15 protein-coding genes are annotated in these 21,126 nt (G+C 41.1%); 2 read left to right on the top strand and 13 right to left on the bottom strand.

Features of this window, described 5'->3' with window-relative positions:
• From RMB06_RS12775 to RMB06_RS12720, 12 genes are all read right to left on the bottom strand, one after another.
• Positions 1 to 1,812, bottom strand: a complete 1,812-nt coding sequence (locus RMB06_RS12775; RefSeq protein WP_311079743.1) for a monovalent cation/H+ antiporter subunit D — start codon at positions 1,810 to 1,812, stop codon at positions 1 to 3.
• Complete coding sequence (locus RMB06_RS12770) at positions 1,812 to 2,180, bottom strand: Na+/H+ antiporter subunit C (protein WP_002115033.1); 369 nt, start codon at positions 2,178 to 2,180, stop codon at positions 1,812 to 1,814. The genes RMB06_RS12775 and RMB06_RS12770 overlap by 1 nt, the downstream gene beginning before the upstream one ends.
• A complete protein-coding gene (locus RMB06_RS12765; RefSeq protein WP_032005098.1) occupies positions 2,177 to 5,026 on the bottom strand; it encodes a monovalent cation/H+ antiporter subunit A in 2,850 nt (949 codons plus the stop codon). The genes RMB06_RS12770 and RMB06_RS12765 overlap by 4 nt, the downstream gene beginning before the upstream one ends.
• Positions 5,027 to 5,320: 294 nt before the next feature.
• Positions 5,321 to 6,712, bottom strand: a complete 1,392-nt coding sequence (locus RMB06_RS12760) for an AAA family ATPase (RefSeq protein ID WP_311079740.1) — start codon at positions 6,710 to 6,712, stop codon at positions 5,321 to 5,323.
• 23 nt (positions 6,713 to 6,735) lie between these two features.
• Positions 6,736 to 8,238: a UvrD-helicase domain-containing protein gene (locus tag RMB06_RS12755; protein ID WP_069036498.1), complete on the bottom strand. Its 1,503-nt coding sequence runs from the start codon at positions 8,236 to 8,238 to the stop codon at positions 6,736 to 6,738.
• A 9-nt stretch (positions 8,239 to 8,247) separates the two neighbouring features.
• Positions 8,248 to 9,021 carry a bifunctional phosphoribosyl-AMP cyclohydrolase/phosphoribosyl-ATP diphosphatase HisIE gene (hisIE, locus tag RMB06_RS12750; protein WP_311079738.1) on the bottom strand — a complete coding sequence of 258 codons (774 nt, stop codon included), beginning with the start codon at positions 9,019 to 9,021 and terminating at the stop codon, positions 8,248 to 8,250.
• A 173-nt stretch (positions 9,022 to 9,194) separates the two neighbouring features.
• A complete protein-coding gene (locus RMB06_RS12745) occupies positions 9,195 to 9,581 on the bottom strand; it encodes a VOC family protein (RefSeq protein ID WP_069141697.1) in 387 nt (128 codons plus the stop codon).
• 26 nt (positions 9,582 to 9,607) lie between these two features.
• A complete protein-coding gene (locus RMB06_RS12740) occupies positions 9,608 to 10,921 on the bottom strand; it encodes an NAD(P)/FAD-dependent oxidoreductase (protein ID WP_057070077.1) in 1,314 nt (437 codons plus the stop codon).
• A 126-nt stretch (positions 10,922 to 11,047) separates the two neighbouring features.
• On the bottom strand, positions 11,048 to 12,667 hold the full coding sequence (locus RMB06_RS12735; protein ID WP_014208238.1) for an AarF/ABC1/UbiB kinase family protein: 1,620 nt from the start codon (positions 12,665 to 12,667) through the stop codon (positions 11,048 to 11,050).
• Positions 12,668 to 12,679: 12 nt separating this feature from the next.
• Positions 12,680 to 13,348, bottom strand: coding sequence for a hypothetical protein (locus RMB06_RS12730; RefSeq protein ID WP_311079736.1), 669 nt, complete (start codon positions 13,346 to 13,348; stop codon positions 12,680 to 12,682).
• Between the two features lie 11 nt (positions 13,349 to 13,359).
• Positions 13,360 to 14,307 carry a bifunctional demethylmenaquinone methyltransferase/2-methoxy-6-polyprenyl-1,4-benzoquinol methylase UbiE gene (gene ubiE / locus RMB06_RS12725; RefSeq protein ID WP_002114829.1) on the bottom strand — a complete coding sequence of 316 codons (948 nt, stop codon included), beginning with the start codon at positions 14,305 to 14,307 and terminating at the stop codon, positions 13,360 to 13,362.
• A 147-nt stretch (positions 14,308 to 14,454) separates the two neighbouring features.
• Positions 14,455 to 15,162, bottom strand: coding sequence for an FFLEELY motif protein (locus RMB06_RS12720; RefSeq protein ID WP_005079311.1), 708 nt, complete (start codon positions 15,160 to 15,162; stop codon positions 14,455 to 14,457).
• A gap of 209 nt (positions 15,163 to 15,371) precedes the next feature.
• Between RMB06_RS12720 and RMB06_RS12715 the strand changes: the two genes are divergently transcribed.
• The gene (locus tag RMB06_RS12715) at positions 15,372 to 16,790 is read left to right on the top strand and encodes a polyphosphate--AMP phosphotransferase (RefSeq protein WP_005065911.1); all 1,419 of its coding nucleotides are present in this window, start codon (positions 15,372 to 15,374) and stop codon (positions 16,788 to 16,790) included.
• Between the two features lie 22 nt (positions 16,791 to 16,812).
• On the opposite strand, the gene RMB06_RS12710 is transcribed toward RMB06_RS12715, so the two are convergent.
• Positions 16,813 to 17,319 carry a hypothetical protein gene (locus RMB06_RS12710; protein ID WP_005079307.1) on the bottom strand — a complete coding sequence of 169 codons (507 nt, stop codon included), beginning with the start codon at positions 17,317 to 17,319 and terminating at the stop codon, positions 16,813 to 16,815.
• A gap of 169 nt (positions 17,320 to 17,488) precedes the next feature.
• On the opposite strand from RMB06_RS12710, the gene RMB06_RS12705 reads away from it, so the two are divergent.
• The gene (locus tag RMB06_RS12705) at positions 17,489 to 21,124 is read left to right on the top strand and encodes an exodeoxyribonuclease V subunit gamma (RefSeq protein ID WP_311079733.1); all 3,636 of its coding nucleotides are present in this window, start codon (positions 17,489 to 17,491) and stop codon (positions 21,122 to 21,124) included.
• Positions 21,125 to 21,126 lie beyond the last annotated feature (2 nt).

Here is a 21,126-nt window from a genome sequence, read left to right as displayed (position 1 = left end):
TTATGGCTCCATAGGTTTCAATTGACTTTCATCAACAATGGTAGGAGTTTGGAGTTTGTCCTGTTGCTGAATTTGTCGTTGTTTATATTCAGAAATATGTTCGCCATTGAACGTATCTTTCGAAATAATATCTGGAACAAGATAAGCATTATGATCTTCAACTTCACCGCCGTACTTGGTTTCCGGTAAGTAAGCTGGGTCATATGGTTGCACACTGATGACTTCACCGTTTTGATCTACTTTAAGAATAGAGTGTTGGTAAAGTGCATGGTCCTGAATCTGTTGTGCGGTGCTTAATGTGTAATGCTGAATGGGTGCAGCAAAGACAACATAAGCGATTAAACCAGCCAGTAATAGATAGATAACTTGATCGTTACGTGGCGGTGCGCGTTCCGGCAAAGCACGATAAAGAATATAAGCTGGATGGATTGGATCTTCTTCTGGAGGGGATGCGCGCCAGAATAAGATAAAACCAACACGTGTGAGTGCAATAATACTTAATAGGCTCACAACAAGCACAACACCAATAATCCAGCCTTGATAGCTAGCTTCAACTGTCGCTTGTAAAATGAATACTTTTCCAAGAAAACCACTAAAGGGTGGTAATCCAGCCATCATCATCGCAATCAAGAAATAAGTCAGCATAGCTGCTTTTTCTTGTTTGATTCTTGGGGCAACTTTTAAATGATCTTTAAAATCTCCACGTTGTGAAGTGATCCATCCACAAAATAGATAAAAAGCTGCGCCAATTAAGGTACTGTGCACTAAGTAATATAAAGCACCAGACCATGCTTGCGTATTAGACATGGCAATTGCGGTGAGCAAGGTGCCAATTGAAGAAAGGACCATAAAGCCGACAAATCGACGTAAACGATCTGCTCCAATTGCGGCAATCACACCATAAAGAGACGTAATTAAGCCAATAGGTAATAACCAGCTTTTTAAGATTTCTTGACTCAGTGCATCGTCAAATACTGTTCCATTTACACGTAAAATAGAATAGATCCCGACTTTAGTCATAATAGTGAAAATTGCAGCCACAGGTGTACTTGCAACAGCATAAGTTTTTGGTAGCCAAAAACCGACAGGAAGCATTGCTGCTTTAATACCGAAAACAACAAAGAGAAGTAAGGAACCAGCGACTGCTAATTTATGTTGATCTGCTTCAAGTGTCGGTATAAGACGTGAGACATCCGCCATGTTGAGGCTACCCACGCTGCCATAAATCATACCAAGCCCAATTAAGAAGAGGGCAGAGGCTAAAAGATTGATAATGACATAGTGAACGCCAAGCTGAAAACGAGGTTTGCCTTGTCCATGTAAGAGCAATACATACGAAGCCATCAACAGGATTTCAAAAAAGACGAAAAGGTTAAATAAGTCGCCTGTTAGAAATGCTCCACAGATTCCCATTAATAAGAAATGTACCATGGCATGGAAATAGCGGCCACGCGTGTCCCAATTATCACTTGCATACCATAAAACTGGTACTGCTAATGCATAAGTCAGTGCCAGCATAAAAGCTGAAAGACGATCGAGTACAAGCACAATACCAAATGGCGCTGACCATTCACTTAATTGGTAAACAGTAATTTGCCCCGTGCTGGCGTAACTAAGATAAACAATAGCGGTAATTAATCCGGCAATTGCTGAGACGAGGCTAATGCCACGACGCCAAGGCTGACGCCAGTCATCTTTTAAAGCACCTGCCCCAGGGTTACCTAACAGTAATAAGATAAAAGCAGTAAATGCTGGGATGAGAATGCTAAAAATAGGCGTGTGTTGTTGCCAAAAAGATAAAAAATCAAACATCACGGCTCATCCTCACGTGGGTCGTATGTTGGGGAAGCATCTTCTTTAGCATCAACATGATCACTACCTGATTCATAACGGCTACGTAGCGCAAGTTGTACAATAAACGCTGTAGTTGCAAAACCGATCACGATGGCGGTTAACACCAACGCTTGAGGAAGTGGATCGGTTATTTTTGTTGTTTCAGTTAAAATTGCTGGTGAGCTGATTTGTAATCGACCCATAGCAAATAAAAATAGGTTTACTGCATAACCGATTACAGCCAATCCGAGCACAACAGGGAAAGTACGAGCACGTAAAATCAGATAAATACCTGTGGCAACAAGTAAACCAATAGCAGAAGCCAGTAAGAATTCTAAACTGATCATGATGATTCCTCCCGATGTGGTACAGGACCGGACATACTCGAATGACGAGAGTCGCCTAATACAGAGATGAGCAACATTGTCGCGCCTACAACGGTGATATAAACACCCAAATCAAAACTTGCAGCTGAAGCTAGATGTAGTTTTCCTAGAATTGGTAATTCAACATAGACATGAGCACTCGTGAGGAACGGACGTAACCAGAACCATGCTGCTATACCAGTCAGACCTGCAATCGTTAATCCTGTGCCAATCCAGACTTCGTAAAGGCGGCCAGACTTCGCTTTTAACAGCTGTTCTGCTTGATCTTGACCTAGTGCAATATATTGAATGATTAGCGCCATTGAGGTGATTAGACCTGCAATGAAGCCACCGCCTGGATAGTTATGTCCTCGCAAAAAGATATAAACACTGACGACAAGCGCTAGAGGTAGTACCCAAGAGGCCGTAATACGGAACATAAGCGGAGATGGATTGAAACGATAGGTGAGACCTTGCGTCATGGTGGTGCCGTGTACACGCATACCATCCATTAAACATAGTGCACCAATCGCAGCGATTCCTAATACCGTAATTTCACCGAAGGTATCGAAGCCACGGAAGTCAACTAAAATGACATTTACAATATTTGAGCCACCACCAAGTGGTAAAGACTGTTGGGCAAAGAACCAAGAAATTGAATTATGATCACGGGTTAAAATGAGCCACGTAATCCAGCCAATTCCTAAACCTCCAATAATTGCTAAGGCAGCATCTCTCAAACGTCTAGAACGACGAGATTCATACGGCGTGAGCTGTGGAAGTAAAGATAAGCTCATTAATAAAAGAACAGTCGTTACAACGTCTACTGTAATTTGAGTCAGCGCTAAATCTGGTGCTGACATGGTGACGAAGACCATCGTTACCACTAGACCAATTGCACCACTAATAAGTACTGCTTTAATGCGCTCATGGTGGAACCAGAGCATCATCCAACAGCCTGAGAACAACGTCAGCCAAAGAACCACAGCAATCCATGGAGCATGGGTGAGTTCACGTGTACCTGTGCTCAGCCCTTGATTGAGTAAAGGCATAGTGACCATGATGATGCTAAAAGCAATGATCCAGAACAAATAACTTTGCAATGAACCATTTTCAGTTTTTTGTTTGATTTTTCGGCTTGTAAGCAGCAGATGTTTTAAAAATAAATCAAATAAGATACGGCCTTGTAATTTGCCTAGACGTGGGTCAAGGTCAATTTTACGAATCATGCCGTCTTTTGCTAAAGCAAAGTAGAACAGCGTACCGCCCACTAAAGCAATAATACTCATCACAAGAGGAGCGTTGAATCCATGCCAAATTGCAAGGTGTGTACCCGCAAATTCTGGCTGCATCAAGCTTGCTCTAGTTACGCTATTGACCAGTGGTTCTACCAATAACGAAGGCAGAACGCCGACCAAGATACAAAGCACAGCAAGAAGGATGGCTGGAGCACGCATCCCGATAGGTGGTTCATGTGCGTCTTTATTTGGCACTTGTTTGCCAATTGGGCCGTCAAAGAAGACACCATGTACTAAGCGAATTGAATAACTTACTGCGAAGATACCAGCCAGAGTTGCAATGATGCTGGCAAAGATAACTGTTGAGCCTGAAAGATTCGCCAATAGCTCGGTAAAGAACATCTCTTTTGAAATGAAGCCGTTGGTAAGTGGTACACCTGCCATAGAGGCAGCGGTAATCATGGTGAGTGTGGCAGTGAAAGGAAGTAATTGCCAAATACCACTGAGTTTTCGAAGATCACGTGTGCCGGTTTCATGATCAATAATCCCTGCAAGCATAAATAGCGCTGCTTTAAATGTTGCATGATTAATAATATGGAAAATAGCAGCGGCAACTGCTAAAGGAGAACCGATACCGAGTAAACAAACAATAAGCCCTAAATGACTAATGGTTGAATAGGCTAACAGTCCTTTTAAATCTTCTTTGAAAATAGCAAAACACGCTGCCATACAGAGTGTAAATAGGCCGACAAACGTAACGATATTGTGATAGATCGCAGCGCCTATAAAGATTGGAAGTAAGCGGGCAAGTAGAAAAATCCCGGCTTTTACCATGGTCGCAGAGTGCAGGTAAGCGGACACTGGTGTTGGTGCCGCCATTGCGTTAGGTAACCAAAAATGAAATGGAAACTGAGCACTCTTCGTAAATGCGCCAAGCAAAATAAGCAATAACATCGGAATAAAAAGAGTATGAGCTTGGATCGCATCTTTCATGCCCATGATTTCGCTAATTTCATAGGTCCCAGTGATTTGTCCTAATAGAACAAATCCACCTAGCATTGCTAAACCGCCCATTCCTGTAATGGTGAGTGCCATCCGAGAGCCACGTTGAGCAGCTTCATAGTGACTCCAATAACCCACTAACAAGAAAGATGAAATACTGGTGAGCTCCCAAAAGACTAATAAAATAATAAGATTATTAGAGAGCGAAATACCCAGCATTGCTGCCATAAACAGCATGAGTAACGTATAGAGTTTACTTAAAGAATTTTTAGGGCCTAAATAATAATAGGCGTATATATAAATGAGTGTACCGATACCGGTAATAAGAAGAGAAAATAATAAACCAAGAGCATCAAGTCTAAAGCTTAGATTAATCCCTAATTGAGGTAACCAATCCCAGCTTTGTTGAATGCTTGCACCACCAAGCACAGTTTTAGCTTGAGTCAGTAATAAACCAAAACTGGTTAAACTGACTCCAATTGCCCCTAAAGCCGTTACTCCACGCGAGAACCGTTGAAGCAATGAAACAAGGGTGGTGCCTAATATTAACGGTAATAAGATAATTATCGGTAGCACACTCGTATCCATATGTGATTTAGGTCGAAACCTAAAGGTGAAATTTTAATTTCAGAATAGATAGGAATTCAAAGAGAGTTCCAAAGCTTATTATTCCGAAAACCCAACCAAATTAGAAAATAAAGCGAGAAACAAGTTGTATTGCGCAACTTGAAGAATAAAAACGCAAAATGAAATTTATTGTACACTAAAAAAGCATTGAAAATCTGATGTTATTACATGTAGTAACAACATCTAGTTATTTTAGTGCCTAAAAAACCGTACTCCACCATATATTTTGTGAGTGTGGTTTTTTGATTATAAAACTCAAACCGAAGGGCTTTCTTCCGGTGCGTCTCCCGCATGAATCATCCTTAATAATTCATTTTTTTGTTGTTCAGTTAAACCCTGAATCTGCTGAAATAAAACCTCAATCTGTGCTGGTGTTGGCGTCGGATCTATTAAACTCAGAGGCTGTGCTTCTATAGATGGTGTTAAAGGTTCGCTTCTTTGAAGTAAGGTATAGATATGTTCAAGCTGTTGCTTGGTCGTATTAAGGTCAAGATGGCTAATTTTACCAGACTCTAATTTTAGACATTGATAGGTCGAGGCATGTTCAAGTAGCTCTTCACGACTTCCTGTTGCAATAATTTGTAGGCGTGGGAATGCTTGATGAAGCCGATTTAAGATTTCGGAGCAATGTGTTGAGTCGAGCTGTGCATCAATCTGGTCAATGAGTAAAACGCCATCTCCCTCAAGACAAGGGTTTAAGCTCAAAGGATTGAGTAAACAGAGTCGGCGGGCTATATCGCCTACTAAAGCAATCCAAGTTTTGGTTGTATTTGAAAGCTGCTGAAAAGGTAAGGTTTGACCTTCATAATCAACCATAAGTTGCAACCGAGGCTGATATTGTAAATAGAGGTCTTTAAGCTCAGGCAGAATGATATTCAATGCATTCTTGAGGGCGTATAGATTGGGTGAAGTGAGCTGTTTAGGTTGCCCTGATAATTCTTTTTGAAGCTCATTTAATAATTCTGTTTGATCTTGTTGATCTGATTGTTTCGACCTAATCCGTTGTACGAGGTGAGCGGCTTGCGCATTTTCGATATCACTAATTTCTCGTAGCCATTCAAAAAAGCGTGTAAAAGTTGTAAACGGTAGTGGGCTAATGTCATAGGCTGAAATGGCTTGAGTAATGCCGGGTAAATTTTTATTCAAAAGATTAATATCATTCACAAATCGCTCGGCTGGGTAGTAAGCGATTAAGGGAAGCCCCTGTAATGGATCTTTTTTTATGACTTGTTGATAAAGAGCCATGGTTTGGTCAAGTTGCTGAGTTTCAACTTGGCTCACTCCAATCCCACTTGCATTTAAGGTTTTAAAAAGTTTCCAGCTACATAGTGAAGAGTCTAGCTGCTGAGCAGAGGTACTTTCTGGCAGGTGACCAATTTCTGAAGGAATTTGAATAGTCACTTCAATTTTTGATTGTAGACGCGACTGAGTAATGTCTTGATCAGGCATGACAATACCGGGACTACGCAAATCTTTAAGGCGAGCAGGGAGCCAAGTTAAAGCATGATAAGTATGTTTGAGTAACATACTTTTACCAGTTGCCTGTTCACCTAAAATTAAGGTGATTGGCTGTTTTTCATAGTGAAAGTGTATTTTAAGGTCGTGAAACAGAGCAATATGTTTAAATTGGACAGATTCAAGTTTCATAGGCTCACCTAAATATGAGCGCTTCAACCAACCGACTGACGAAGACTTAAAGGCGCCCTTAGTTTTAATTGTTGTATCAGATCATAAAGATGATGGATATTTAGACTTACTTTAGCACGAGTACAGGCAACGTACAGTAGTCTTAATTCTTCATCGGTAATCTTGTGTTCTAACCCATTAATTTTAAATTGATAGTCATCTTCAATATGAACACGGTTCCATTCTAAGCCTTTCGCTTTATGGGCTGTAGAGATGACATAGTCAGCTTGCTCAAGTGGTGTAATCTTTGCAAGCGCTTTTTTTAGTGGGTCAGTGCCGTGATCATCCACCAATTTAACCAATGGTTTAATATCACTACCTTCATTGGTTTCACAGTATTCATGGACATCATGCCATGAGTTGAACCATGCTAATTCAGGCACATCAGTAACCCGTTTTCCTTGTTTTAAGAGACTTGCAGCATCTACAAAACGGTTTAGTTTTTGATGGTCAGCTTGCAAACTTACTTTATCGCCGTGAACTAAACCTGCCAGTAAAAGTTCCATAGCACGAGCATTGGTACGACACAAAATCGCATCACGCATTTTGGTATGCGGTTTATTTACGACACTTGATTTTTGATTTGGATTACCAAGCAAAGGAACAGTTTCATTTAATCCGCCTAGCAATGCATTGGCAACATCCGCAATCGTTTCACCAAAACGAAAAGAAGTGGTGAGGCGAGACTCTGGCAACGGTAATTGTTGCATCGCATTGATTGCACCACGCCATGCATAAATTTGCTGATGTGCATCACCTACATAGATGACCTGCGTACTTTTTTGGCGAAGTAAAATACCCAGCATTAAAGGGTCGGCATCTTGTGCTTCATCAAATAGTACATAATCGGCTGGGATGTTAGGTTCAGACAAAGCCCAAAGTTTGAGATAAATATCGTGACCAATTCCTGCCTGATGATTTGGATCAATGGACTCTAACCAACGGCGCTCTACAGCAGGGTAAAGATGGGTTTGAAGTGCAGTAATATCGTCTGGATGTAACCAGTTTGGTGCCTGAATATGTCGAGGCGCTGGATATTGAGAACTAGTTGAACAGAAATAGCTGACAGCATTAGCGACAAGGCTTGCAAGGCGGCTTGGCATTAAAACGTATTTTTCATAACGTCCACCCATCATGCGTCGTAAGGTAATTGGTTCTAGTCGATATTCTTTTGCAATAAAGCTTGGGCTTAAGCGAGGCAAGCGTAATTTATCAGTCACACCGCGTGGCACACTGCGAAACGCGAGTGAGTGAAAAGTCCGGCAGTCTACATTACGATGAAATTTGTTCTGAGCTTCACCAGCAATTGCCTTGTTAAAAGCCAAATACATACCGCGCCGTTCAGGCATGGCATCACTAATCATTTGTAACGTAGTAGTTTTACCTGTACCCGCATAGGCAATCACTTTAAATGATTGCCCAAGACGTGCGTTATCTATGGCAATTGCTTGCTCATAGGTGGCTTTAGGTTTTTCGATATTCGACACTGAGTGATTTTAAACCTTGTTGCGGTTAGCTTTTTCAACTAAACCAGATAAACCCTGACGACGAGCTAATTCGTCAATAATAAGTTGTGGATTAAGATCGAAATAACCCAACATGACAATGCTATGGAACCACAAATCAGCAGTTTCATAAATCAAGTCATTTAAATTGCTTTCTGTATTTTGAGCAGTGTAGTCTTTGGCAGCGATAATCGTTTCTACGCTTTCTTCGCCGACTTTTTCTAAGATTTTATTGATACCTTTTTTGTAGAGGCTTGCAACATATGAAGTGTCTGCTTCTGCTTGCTTACGCTCTTGCATCAATTGCCCTAAGTGAGCAAGTACATCCACTTGTTCTGTAGTGTGAGCATGATCGTGGCTTTCAGTTTTGGCTTTATCGCCATAAATTGCAGTAGGGTCTTTTAATTGTGCGTCGACAATTTCCCAGCCCTGTGGGGTGAGTTTACGGTAGAAACAAGACTCACGACCTGTATGGCATGCAATACCGCCGTGTTGCTCAACTTGTAATATGATTACATCGCCGTCGCAGTCTAAACGAATTTCATAAACCGTTTGGAAATGACCTGATTCTTCACCCTTGTGCCAAAGTTTTTGGCGAGAGCGAGAGAAATACACCGCTTGATTTTTTTCTGCTGTGAGCGCAAGTGATTCACGGTTCATCCACGCTACCATCAAAATACGTCCGGTTTGATGATGTTGAGCAATGGCAGGGATAAGACCTTGTTCGTTAAATTTTACTTCATCGAGCCATTGCGTGTTATTCATGAGGAATCACCAAAGAAATATGAACTATAAATTGATTTCAATCTGATGCTAAAAATAGCTTGTATAGTGTACGGCATCAACGTCGCTTTGCGGAAAAATTCTTTGTCCTTTTTGTCTTTGCTAGCGTAATGAATAGCTTGTAACACTTACCAATCTGTATCTTATTCAAATGACTAGGGCGTGAGGATATTTGAAATCTCAATCAAATTTTGGTCTGGATCGCGAATGTAAACTGAAAAAATAGGATGCATTGCACCAGTACGCTCAATCGGACCTTCTTCAATTTGAATATTTAATTGATTAAGGTGTGCAACCACTTCTGAAATGGGAGTGTCTGAAATAAAACACAAGTCGGCAGATCCGGGAGTCGGCTGTAATGCCTTCGGTTCAAACTCGTTGCCTTGCTGGTGTAAATTTATTTTTTGATTTCCAAACTTTAGAGCCTTTCTATTACCTTTAAACGTGATGACTTCAAACCCCAATACGGTTTGATAGAAATGACAGGTAGTTTCAATATTTGAGACAGTTAAAACAAGATGATCAAGATGGCTGATTTTCATGTGTTAATCACTATTATTTGGTGGGGTTAATAGTCAGACAAAGATTGGCTTTCTAAATGAAATGCACTGTTTTCTTTAGGCAATTGAGCTACCTGATCATAATCAAGTTGCTTGAATGGTCCTGTTTTTAAGCCTGAAATTGTAATTGCCATTTCTTTTCGAAAATAAGGGATTTGATACATCCATGGAAAAACTAAATCTCTTAAACCTCCAGCCCACCAATGATCAGATTGATAAAGTGGTGTTAATAAGCGACTAAGAAATTGATAAAACTGGGTGGATGAACGGCGAAGCTGGTGGTAGTGCTGCCAGAGCAGGGACCAATCAATATTCTGGTTTTTTTGAGCATGTTGCAATGATTGAGAGAAAGCCCAAGCATCCAATAATGCCATATTTGCACCTTGACCTAACTGTGGACTCATTGCATGAGCGGCATCGCCAATTACCCCAATTCGACCTTGACCAAATTGAGTCATAACGACATCACGGTAGTTTGCAGATAACCATTTGGGCTGAGTTTGACTGTTATACAAAATTTCTTTCAGCCATTCTGCAACTTTGGGCCAACGCTCAGAGACTTGCTTTAACCAAGCTTGTTTAGCCTGCTCATCTTGTAAAAAGCTTTGTAACTGTGGAGTAGGTAAGCTCCAAAAAACACTTGAAAGGCGCTGTTGAGGTTCTGTTGGAACTGCTCCTGTAGGGAGAATTCCCATCATAATTTTCGAGCGATCATAAAATTGATGCAGAATTTCAGAATCGAGAACTTGGCATTCAGGCACGATACTCCACGCCGCACCCCAAGGGTAGGCTTGGTCAACCTTTACCCATGCTTTGGGACGTAATTGGCTACGAGCACCATTGGCAATCAGTAAAGCATCAAAGCGAGCATCAAACTTTTGATTTTGATGACTTCCGAATAGCTGAACTTCATTGTTATGTTCTTCAAATCTTTCAACAGAATGGTTCATACACCAAGTAATTTGGCTTGAATACTCGCTAAGCTTTTGAGTGAGTACATGACATAAAGTGGCTCGGTGTATACCCAGACCATAGAGGTTTGCTGATGCTTCATGATAGTGACTGTTAACTAAAAGACGCTTGTCTGGAAGTTGGCCTTCTAAGCCTGTGACTTTTGCACCTAATGTTAGAGCTTTATCGAGCACACCTAAATGTTCAAATACAGCTAAGCCCGCAGGTTGTAGTAATAAACCAGCCCCTACCGGAGATAACTCATCAACTTGTTCAAAAATAGTAACGTTATTGCCTTGGCTGGCGAGTAAAATTGCAGTGGCTAAACCTGCTGTACCTGCACCGATAATGGCAAAATGAGGTGTTTTCATTGTTTGTTCTTTTGAAGCATTTATAGCTTCAATTTAGCAATGAACGAATAGTTGATCTATAAATTTTTTAAAATATTAGAGTTTTTCCCATAAAAAAATCCCTTGCTCTGGCAAGGGATTTTGAACTTATTTCAATATACGCCAAAGCGCTAGTAAACTACTCAGCACAATTAGAATAATCGAAACAAACCAAGGGCTAATAATTGCAATAGTCAGCAAAATCAGCATGGTACTGCCGAACATCCAGCTACGGCGTTGCTGATGTTCCATTTGCAAACGAAGTTGCTGAATTTCGCGTAACTGGCGGTCTTGCCAAGCCGACTGATTTTTTAAACCATTTAAGCTATCAATAATTAAGCTTGGGAAATCTTGAGCGCCTAAAAGCAGGTCAGGTAATTGCTGGCCGAGCTCTTTTACATTTTTGACTGGGTTCATGTTGGATTTGACCCATTCTGTCAAAATTGGTTTTGCCAATTTCCAGATGTCGAGCTGCGGATAAAGATCAGTACCTAAGCCTTCTACATGCACTAAAGTTTTGAGTAGCAGCATGAGCTGTGGTGGTATCTCAAGATGGAAGCGTCGAGCAATATCCATGACTTGAATTAAGATACCCGCAAAATCAAGTTGATCCATTGGTTTAGACACCATTGGCCCAACAGTGCGTCGCATTTCACGTGCTAACGCGTCTTGATCTGTACCCGGTGGAATCCAGCCAGCTTGATGCACAATTTGAATAAGCTGCATAAAGTTGCTGTTCATCACAGCAAGCAACATACGGGCAACTGTCATCTGGTCGTGCTTAGAAAGCTCACCCATAATCGCACAGTCTAGTGCAATAAAGCGTGGATTGCTTGGGTTGATGGTTTCTACAAAGACATTACCAGGGTGCATGTCTGCATGGAAAAAGTTATCGCGGAAGACTTGCGTAAAGAAAATGGTTAACCCTTTTTCTGCAAGTTGTGCGCGGTCCATGCCTAGACGGTCAAAGGTTGCCGTATCTGAAATAGGAACACCTGTAATGCGCTCTGCCACCATGACATCTTTGGTGTCCATGTAGACTTCAGGCACATACATCATGGTTGAGCCAGTAAAGTAATGGCGCATACGACGGGTGTTATCCGCCTCAATACTCAAGTCCAGTTCGTTTAAAATGATCTGGCGGTAGTCTTGAATAATTTCGGTGAGATGCAACGCACGAGCAGCTTCAAGGCGGCTTTCTAGTGTATTGCCTAGCCATGCCAAAATCTCAAAGTCTTGTAAAATTTGATTGCGAATGTCAGGGCGAGTGACTTTAACAACGACTTCGCGACCATCATGCAATGCAGCAGTATGCACTTGGGCAATTGATGCGGCAGCTAATGGCTGATCATCAAAGCGAGCAAATAATGTATTAACGTCAGCTTTTAACGAATCTTGAATACGTTGTTTAGCAACATCTCCATCAAAAGGTTTTACTTGATCTTGAAGTAAAACCAGTTGAGCGAGCACCTCAGGTGGAATCAGGTCACGGCGAGTAGAGAGTAATTGACCAAGCTTGATTGCAAGTGGTCCCATATCTTCTAAAGCTTCTTTGAGCTTTAAAGGATTTTTACGTTCACGACTCGACCATGCAGCTGGATGCATTTTAATAATATTTAATGCATGCTGAGCTTTAACTGGTAATTCATCCGCAGGGAACAACGTATCGAGTCTATAGTGCGCTGCAATACGCCAAAGTTCGAGTAAACGTGAAACGTGCGGAATCATATACAGTCTTACCTAGTCTTGAGAGGGTTGTAGTTGTGCATTGAGTTGCTGCAATCTTGCTTCTAGACGGTCAATGTCTTGATTAAGCTTGCGAGTTGCTTGAGTTAAGTGGTCCATTTCCCAGCGAGGGGCAAATAGGCCGCTATCTTCTTTTAAGGCATCTTCAGCAAAAAACAGATGGCTTTGCACGGAGCGTTTTAAATGTTTTGGTGCAAGTTGAATCTTGCCAATTTCATGAGCGAGTTGAGGACCCACCCATCTTGATAAATGCGCAGCTAAATCTGGTTCAGCTTGCTGCATAATCTTTTGAATATCCTGTAGGAGGTGGTAATCACCTTGAAGTGGGATATTCCCAATCTGGTCTGGATCACTGACCAATAATTTAATCAGTTCAACGACATCTTTAACATGCAAAGTTGCGGTTGCTTCAGAAATTTTTAATTGGGCATCAAAAAGACGCTGTTCAAAAATAGAAGGCTTTTCACTATGACCTGTTACGGTAGGTTCAAGACGTACTTTTTCTTGGTCAAAGAACACATCGACAGAAAGCTGCGGGCTATCAATCACAACACGCAACATTTTGCCCTGTAACTGATTAAGCTGAATGCGAGTAACCGCATCCAGATCTATCAGATGATGAATGATACGTTCGACTGCACCGAGTGCCAGAATCGACCACATATCGTTATCCCTTACAGTTTGAAGCCACGGTGAACAGCAACGATACCTGCAGTAAGGTTGTGATAGTCACAGTTCTGGAAGCCAGCATTTTCCATCATACCTTTTAAAGTACGTTGGTCTGGGTGCATACGGATTGATTCAGCCAAATACTTATAGCTTTCTGAGTCATTCGCAACCAATTTACCCATGATCGGTAAAGCGGTGAATGAATAGAGGTCATAAAGTTTCGAGAATGGCTCAAATACAGGTTTAGAAAATTCAAGAATCAGTAAACGGCCGCCTGGTTTTAACACACGGAACATAGATGCAAGTGCTGCGTCTTTATCTGTCACGTTACGTAAACCAAAGCTAATGGTTACAAGGTCAAAGCTGTTGTCTGCAAAAGGCTCTAAAGTTTCTGCATTGGCAAGAACGAAGTCAACATTGGTACAGCCTGCATCAATTAGACGGTCACGGCCAACATTGAGCATAGATTCGTTAATGTCTGAAAGTACAACATGACCTTGCGGACCAACTTCACGGCTAAATACTTTTGCTAAGTCGCCTGTACCGCCAGCAATGTCTAACACGTGTTGACCACGGCGAACACCAGACATGTTAATTGCAAAACGCTTCCACAAACGGTGAATACCAAATGACATCAAGTCATTCATCAAGTCATATTTGCTTGCAACTGAATGGAAAACTTCTGCAACTTTTTGTGCTTTATCTTCAGTTCTAACAGTTGAGTAACCAAAGTGTGTGGTTTCACCAACGTTGCCAGTATTACCAGCACCACGAGGTAAATTGTATTTAGGTACAGAACCATTCACAGGTGTGTCTGTTAAGGTTTGCTGTAAAGTTTGTTGTTGCCCTTGAGGAGTACCTTGAGGTAAAGGTGAGCTTAGGAATGGGCTAACTTTGTCTGAACTTTGTGCCTGCTCAGTTGGAGATGTTGGCTTTTGGTTTTCGTTAGACATATTGTCTCTCCTAGACTCAAACTCAAGTGAAACGGAATAAGTTCTGCATGATGACAGATTTTGTCTATTTTTACAGGCATCATCATGCAAATATAATGAATAAAATCTCAACTTCGTGAGGTTGAGTTTTTCTATGTGCCGACCTTATCACACTCTAAACGGATTCGGATGCCCTGAATGTACATTTTCAATAATCTGGCGTTCTTTTTCAGTAAAAGTCTTGATAAAGGTCTCGGCTGATTTTAACGGTTTCATCGCACTAAAACCATCTTGAATGAAATCATACATCAATTCGAAGTGATATTTTTGGGCAATACCTTTACACATTTTAAAAGCAGTAAACATCATAAATGAGCGCATGTATTTATCGAGTGCTGCACCTAAATCGTCAAGAAGAGCAAGTTGTTGATAACGAGCTTCGGCCTGATCCAGCTTGATTAAGGTTAAACGCATAATCTCATCAGTGAGTACGGTATCTGCCGGATAGTCCTCAAGAAGTTGCATTGCTACTTGCTCATCAAGTTGAGTTGCAAGTACAGCTAAACTTACCGATTTAGTGCCTGTTTTAATTGCATTTTCAGGTAAGACTTTTTCGGCTTTATGCGCATATTTCAATAGGCGTTCAATTTGAGCTGCTAAAGCATCAAACTCTGGACCGCCATATAAACGATTTAAAAAATACTCTGACATGAGCTTGTGCGCTGGCAAATTAAAAAAGTCGTGATGCGTATCTTTCATCCGCTCTTTTAGCCATGTTTGTACATCTTGCAAACGTTGGGCAAGCACAGGATTATCGTGATAATTAAATGTTTTATATTGTTGTAAAAGATCATCAAAAGCAGCGAGTTTAGACATTTAAGGCTCTAATATTGGGCTATTTGCAAAAAATCATAAAAGGCATTGTAACCTTGTACTATGGCGAGTAGATGTAAAAAAAATGATTCATGCGTCAATTTTTAAACAGAATTTTGTCGCAATGACATAATTTGTATAGCAATTCATCATTTAACCGCATAAGTTAAAGATCATCGAAATTAAACAATAAAAGATTAGAGCCGTGGACTATGAGTGAACAACAACCAAAATTTGAGATTCGTGATGAAGAACAGCTTTCAGTCGATTTGATTGAAGCACAATATGCGTTAAAAGAAAGTCGGGGCAAACCCAACGCTAAAAGCACACTGATATTAATGAGTGGTATTGAACTGGCTGGAAAAGGCGAGGCCGTTAAGCAGCTTCGTGAGTGGCTAGATCCACGATATTTACGAGTCAAAGCAGACGCGCCACGTGTGCTGACAGACACAGAAGCATTTTGGCAATCTTACTCGGAGTTTATTCCGACTGAAGGTCAAATCGTGGTGATGTTTGGCAATTGGTATAGTGATTTGCTCGTCACCGCAACGCATGTTTCCGAGCCTTTAGATGATTCTCGCTTTGATGAATATGTTGAAAATATGCGGGCATTTGAACAAGATTTAAAAAATAACTATGTCGATGTGGTTAAAGTCTGGTTCGATCTATCATGGAAATCGCTGCAAAAACGTTTAGATAAAATAGATCCGTCAGAGCAACACTGGCATAAGCTGCATGGTCTAGACTGGCGTAATAAAAAACAATATGACACTTTGCAAAAGTTACGCCGTCGTTTTACCGATGATTGGTACATTATTGATGGCGAAGATGAAAAGCAGCGTGATCAATTTTTTGCTCAATACCTTTTACAACACATGCGTCAACTTCCAGAGCATGAAACTGAAGTTAAAGGAAAATGGCAGCAAGCTAAAATTCCAGAGAGTTTATTAAAACCTTCTAATGAACCACTTGAAAAAGCTGAATATAAAAAAGAGCTGGATAAGCTGAGTAAGAAAATTGCCGATGCCATGCGTTTTGATAAACGTAATGTCGTGATTGCTTTTGAAGGCATGGATGCAGCCGGTAAAGGTGGGGCCATTAAGCGAATCGTTAAAAACTTAGACCCACGTGAATATGATATTCATTGTATTGGTGCACCTGAACGCTTTGAAGCACGACATCCTTACTTATGGCGCTTTTGGAACCGCATTAATGAAGCTGAAAAAATCACGATTTTTGATCGGACTTGGTATGGACGTGTGCTTGTTGAACGTGTCGAAGGTTTTGCTTCACCTTTAGAATGGCAGCGTGCCTATGATGAAATAAACCGCTTTGAAAAAGATTTATTTGATAGTCAAACGATTGTAGTAAAAATTTGGCTAGCGATTAGTAAAGATGAGCAAGAGCAGCGTTTTAAGGCCAGAGAAGAAACACCGCATAAACGTTTTAAAATTACCGCAGAAGATTGGCGTAATCGTGATAAGTGGGATGATTATTTAAAGGCAGCAGCCGATATGTTTGAGCGAACCAGTACTGAATATGCACCTTGGTATATTGTCGCAACCGATGATAAATATACGGCACGTTTAGAAGTGTTGAAGGCCATTTTAAAACAGCTGAGAGCAGACTAAGCTCTCAGCTACAAGGCAAACATTAATTTACAATAGTGCTACGGCTTTTTTGCTGAATACGTTTTGCAAGGTTATAACTATCATTCAGATGAGTTTCTGCTATTTTTTTCATCATGAAATAGCCCAAACTTGCTGCTACAATTTGCCCACCTAGTGGTATAAATTTAGTCACCTGTTTCGTTACGATTTTGCCAAGAAAGCCATTAAATGTTTTTTTAACTGTAGTACGCGCTACTACAAAGCCTGAAAATTCAAAACCGCGTTTACGTAGTTCATCCCAATGAATTGTTTTAGTTTTCGGGTCGTAGACACTCACGTGTTCAGGTGCTAAGCCAAAACGGGAATTGATATCTGGAATAAGGTACGACAAAATTCCCAAATCGACTGCCACGTCAAAAAAAGGAATCGGTACAATTGCCGCTCCTGCTGAGACGTAAGCTCTTTTTTTGATGAGATCATGACACTCATCGCGAATTTGTTCCAGATTTAGGCTAGGATCAATATAGTCAGGAATCTTGTCAATTTTCATAATGTCTACCTGTATAAGTTTCTTGATGGCGTCATTTAAACCAAGTGTAAGTGACACCTAAAGTTAAATTATGCTGTGTTTAAACCAACGTGACATAGTCAGATTCAGTTGTATAGTAATGAATGTTTATGATTTTGTGCATAAATTATGCAAGCAGGATATGAAATAAATGGGGATTCATGTTATTCAAAGTCAACGTATTGATGTGTTGTTGCAAGGTGTATTGACGTCTACATCTCAAGCTTCAACGCATCCATTACAGGTTTTGAAAACCCAGCATTTTATTGTTCCAAGTCCTGCGGTCGAGCAGTGGCTGATACAAAAACTTGCAGAACAACAAGGCATGAGTGCCAATTACCAGTTTCACCAACGGGTACGAGGTTTCCAATGGTTTGCCTATCAGCAAGTTTTAACTGCGCATAAAGAGCAGGTTCGTAAAGCGAACATCCCGCGTTTGATTTTTAAATGGCGGGTGCATCAGGCTTTGCACGAATTTATTCAACCTGACACGATAAGCATCGATACGTCGCATCCTTTACGTTCTATTGTTCAGCGTATTTATGACAGCGCAGATCGACTCGAACAAGGCATAGACAAACAATTAAAAAAACAAAAAATGCTGTATTGGGTCGCTGAGCAGGTTGCTGATCTATTTAGCAACTATATGATTTATCGTGGACAGTGCCAGCGTGGTTGTGAAAATAGTTGTACCTGTCCGGAAAACTGGTTGTCTGCTTGGGGACAGGGCCGAGCACTCGATATTGAAAAATATATTGTGCAAAAAGATGATGAAGTGACTGCTTTTGCATTACATCAAACTGAGGAGCTAGAGCGTTGGCAGCGTTGGTTGTGGCAGCAACATTTTCATGATGACTTTTTGCAAATGCAGCAAATTGACGCGTTGTTTTGGCAAGAGTTAGATCATCCAGACCGTGGTAAGCGTGCTATTTCAAGATTACCTAATCAAGTAGTGATTTTTACATTATTAGATTTGCCGCCAAGCCAGTTACAGTTTTTGCGCCGTTTAGGCCAATATATTGATGTCTTGATTTTGCACTATAACCCTTCACAAGAATATTGGGCCGATAGTGTCGATCCACTGTGGAAGCAGCGTTATGACTTAGGGGTAAAAGAGCGTTTTATTGCGAAAAATCCAAAGGCTACTGATGCTGAAATTAGTGATTTCTTTAATAAATTTACACTCAACTTTAATGCTGAAGCGCGTGAGTCTAGACATCCGCTTTTAACCAGATTGGGTAAACAAGCCCGCGACCACTTTTCGCTATTATCAAATTTGTCCACGGGTGAAGAAGGTAAGTGGGTGGATGCTTTTGTGGATGATTTTCCTGAAAGTTTACTCGGTAAAGTTCAGTCAGATATTTTGCATTTAGTTGAACCTCAAGCTAAGCAATATGAGCTTGTTCCAGACGATGACTCGATTCAGATTCATGTTTGTCATTCGACTTTACGTCAACTTGAAGTTCTAAAAGAGCAATTGATTGGCTGGTTGGCTAAACCGCATGAGCAGCCGCGCCGACCAAACGACATTTTAGTTTTAGTTCCTAATTTGGCCGACATAGAGCCTCTAATTCGAAGTGTATTTCCCGCTACTGCCACTGAGCAAGGTGTACATTTGCCAGTGAAAATTGCAGGTGTTGCATCACTTGATGCACTTAATGCTTGGCGTGCCGTAATTGGGCGTATTCAACTGATGCAGGGCCGTTTTAGCTTTGATGATTTTGCTGACTGGTTAAGCTTGCATGCGACCCAGCAACGTTACGAACTTGAGTATGTTCAGGTCGAGCGGATTTTAAATTTGCTTGCCGATGCGGGTTTTAAACGAGGGCTTGATGCAGAGCATCTCAAGCGCAGTTTGTGTGACGGTGATGATGATTATCGATATAGCTTTAAATTTGCCTTAGAACGATTGGCTCTTGGCATTGCCGTGCCTGTACATGCGACGTTTAATCAGGTGTTGAGTTATGCCAAAGTTCAACCGAGCGATTTCGAGCTGATTGGTACACTCATTCAGATTTATCAGGATTTGAACGAGCGCCGTGATTGGCTGACTCTGCATGAACAAGGAAAAGTCTATACCGTTGAATATTGGCTTCAGGTACTAGGCAAAGATATTGTTGAATTTGAGCAGGTTGGTGTTGCTGCTCTAAAAGCTGTGCGTGAAATTGTTAAAAAACAAGAACGAATGTTGACGCTCGCAAGCTATTACGCCGAGACAGAAACAGGAACTTTGCGCAAAATTACTTTGCCTCTGCCTTATATTATTGAAGAAATTCAACGGACATTAGAAAGCCAAAGTGCACAAGCTGAACCGACAGGGCAAATTACCTTTGCCCAAATTGGACACATTCGGCCGTTACCTTATCGTTTAATGGTCATGCTAAATCTTGATGCCGGACAATTTCCAAACCGCGATACCCATGTTCCATTTGATTTGATGGATGCACTGCGTCAGCAGTTAGGCGATCGCTCTCGACTTGAAGATGATCAAGGTGCTTTTTTAGATGCTTTATTATTAGCCCAAGAAAATTTATGGCTGTTTTATAACGGCTTTGATGTGAACGATGGCGAGGTGCGCGAACCTTCCAGTATTCTTCAAGAGTTTCGTGAACATCTTGCGTTGATTGTGAAAGCTGAAGATGGTGAACCTGAAAGTGTCGTTATTGAAGGAATTGAGATTCCATCACAGTTAAAACAACTCTATCACTTACATGATTTACAGCCCTTCGACCCGAAAGGTTTTACTGTAGAAAAAAGTGTTATTCGCTACCAAGATCACTGGTTTAAGGTCGCTTCACAAATTCAGCAAGTTTCAGGAAGCCGTCAACCTTGGGCGAATACGACCTATCCGCTACAAGCACCTGACATGCTGGTTTTAGAGAGCCAGCATTGGATACAGGATGTGACGTTCCCTGCACGATTATATTTGAAAACTTTAGGGGTAGAAAACTTAGGAAGTGTCGGAGTGCTCGACCAAAATGAACCTTTATTATTAGATGGTTTAGGGCGCTATGCGATCCGACATTTTTTACAACAATCTGAACAGCAAGCACAACCTGAAGTATTAATTGATCAGTTGCCTGTAGGTAAAGTCAAATATAGTGCATGGCAACAAGGTGTGTTTGAGCAAGAATGTTTGCTTGAGCGCCTTCACCGTTATGCACCAGCAGTGACACAAACAACTCAGCGTATTTGGCGAATTGCTAAACAGCTTCATATGAATATTACAATTCCGAAGTCTGAAACTCGGGACTGGGTGAGTATGGAACCTTCAAGCGCTCGGGCAAAAAGACGCGCTAAAGTCTGGTTAGAATATCTACTCTGGTTAGCTTATTTGAATGAGGGAAGTGCAGGAGCTGAAAAGCGCCGTATTGTGGTTTTTAGTGATCAAACTGTGATTTGTAGTGGCGTAAGTTCTGAGCAAGCTCGGCAATATTTGCAGCCATGGTTTAAAATCTGGCGTCATGCACAGCAACAACCATTGGTTTTACCAGCAGCCTTATTATTAAAGCCGCTAGAAAAAGCTAAAGCATATCAGTGGGAAACAACAAATCAGACAGAAAAAGCAAAACTGGATGAGAAGAGCTATGCTGAGCTGCTAAAATACTGGAATGAAACAGGGTCATTTACCACGATGGATATGACTCAAAATGAAGCTTGTAAGTTGCATCAAGACTGGAGCTTTATTTTACAAGAACAAGATGCGCAAGCTTTGCTTCAACATGCTTGTGATGAGTTTGCGTATGATTTGTATCATCCGGTTTTTCAATTTCAACATTCGGAGTAAGG

The sequence above is a fragment of the Acinetobacter sp. V104_13 genome, assembly GCF_031798995.1.
In the GTDB taxonomy this organism is placed as follows: Bacteria; Pseudomonadota; Gammaproteobacteria; order Pseudomonadales; family Moraxellaceae; genus Acinetobacter; species Acinetobacter pittii.
This window is presented reverse-complemented; position numbering and strand designations above follow the sequence as displayed.

What these genes read in the sequence shown, in the direction of transcription:
- RMB06_RS12775 (WP_311079743.1), bottom strand. Translation starts at nt 1,812, where the DNA reads ATGTTTGATTTTTTATCTTTTTGGCAACAACACACGCCTATTTTTAGC.
- RMB06_RS12770 (WP_002115033.1), bottom strand. Translation starts at nt 2,180, where the DNA reads ATGATCAGTTTAGAATTCTTACTGGCTTCTGCTATTGGTTTACTTGTT.
- RMB06_RS12765 (WP_032005098.1), bottom strand. Translation starts at nt 5,026, where the DNA reads ATGGATACGAGTGTGCTACCGATAATTATCTTATTACCGTTAATATTA.
- RMB06_RS12760 (WP_311079740.1), bottom strand. Translation starts at nt 6,712, where the DNA reads ATGAAACTTGAATCTGTCCAATTTAAACATATTGCTCTGTTTCACGAC.
- hisIE (WP_311079738.1), bottom strand. Translation starts at nt 9,021, where the DNA reads ATGAATAACACGCAATGGCTCGATGAAGTAAAATTTAACGAACAAGGT.
- RMB06_RS12745 (WP_069141697.1), bottom strand. Translation starts at nt 9,581, where the DNA reads ATGAAAATCAGCCATCTTGATCATCTTGTTTTAACTGTCTCAAATATT.
- RMB06_RS12740 (WP_057070077.1), bottom strand. Translation starts at nt 10,921, where the DNA reads ATGAAAACACCTCATTTTGCCATTATCGGTGCAGGTACAGCAGGTTTA.
- RMB06_RS12735 (WP_014208238.1), bottom strand. Translation starts at nt 12,667, where the DNA reads ATGATTCCGCACGTTTCACGTTTACTCGAACTTTGGCGTATTGCAGCG.
- RMB06_RS12730 (WP_311079736.1), bottom strand. Translation starts at nt 13,348, where the DNA reads ATGTGGTCGATTCTGGCACTCGGTGCAGTCGAACGTATCATTCATCAT.
- ubiE (WP_002114829.1), bottom strand. Translation starts at nt 14,307, where the DNA reads ATGTCTAACGAAAACCAAAAGCCAACATCTCCAACTGAGCAGGCACAA.
- RMB06_RS12720 (WP_005079311.1), bottom strand. Translation starts at nt 15,162, where the DNA reads ATGTCTAAACTCGCTGCTTTTGATGATCTTTTACAACAATATAAAACA.
- RMB06_RS12715 (WP_005065911.1), top strand. Translation starts at nt 15,372, where the DNA reads ATGAGTGAACAACAACCAAAATTTGAGATTCGTGATGAAGAACAGCTT.
- RMB06_RS12710 (WP_005079307.1), bottom strand. Translation starts at nt 17,319, where the DNA reads ATGAAAATTGACAAGATTCCTGACTATATTGATCCTAGCCTAAATCTG.
- RMB06_RS12705 (WP_311079733.1), top strand. Translation starts at nt 17,489, where the DNA reads ATGGGGATTCATGTTATTCAAAGTCAACGTATTGATGTGTTGTTGCAA.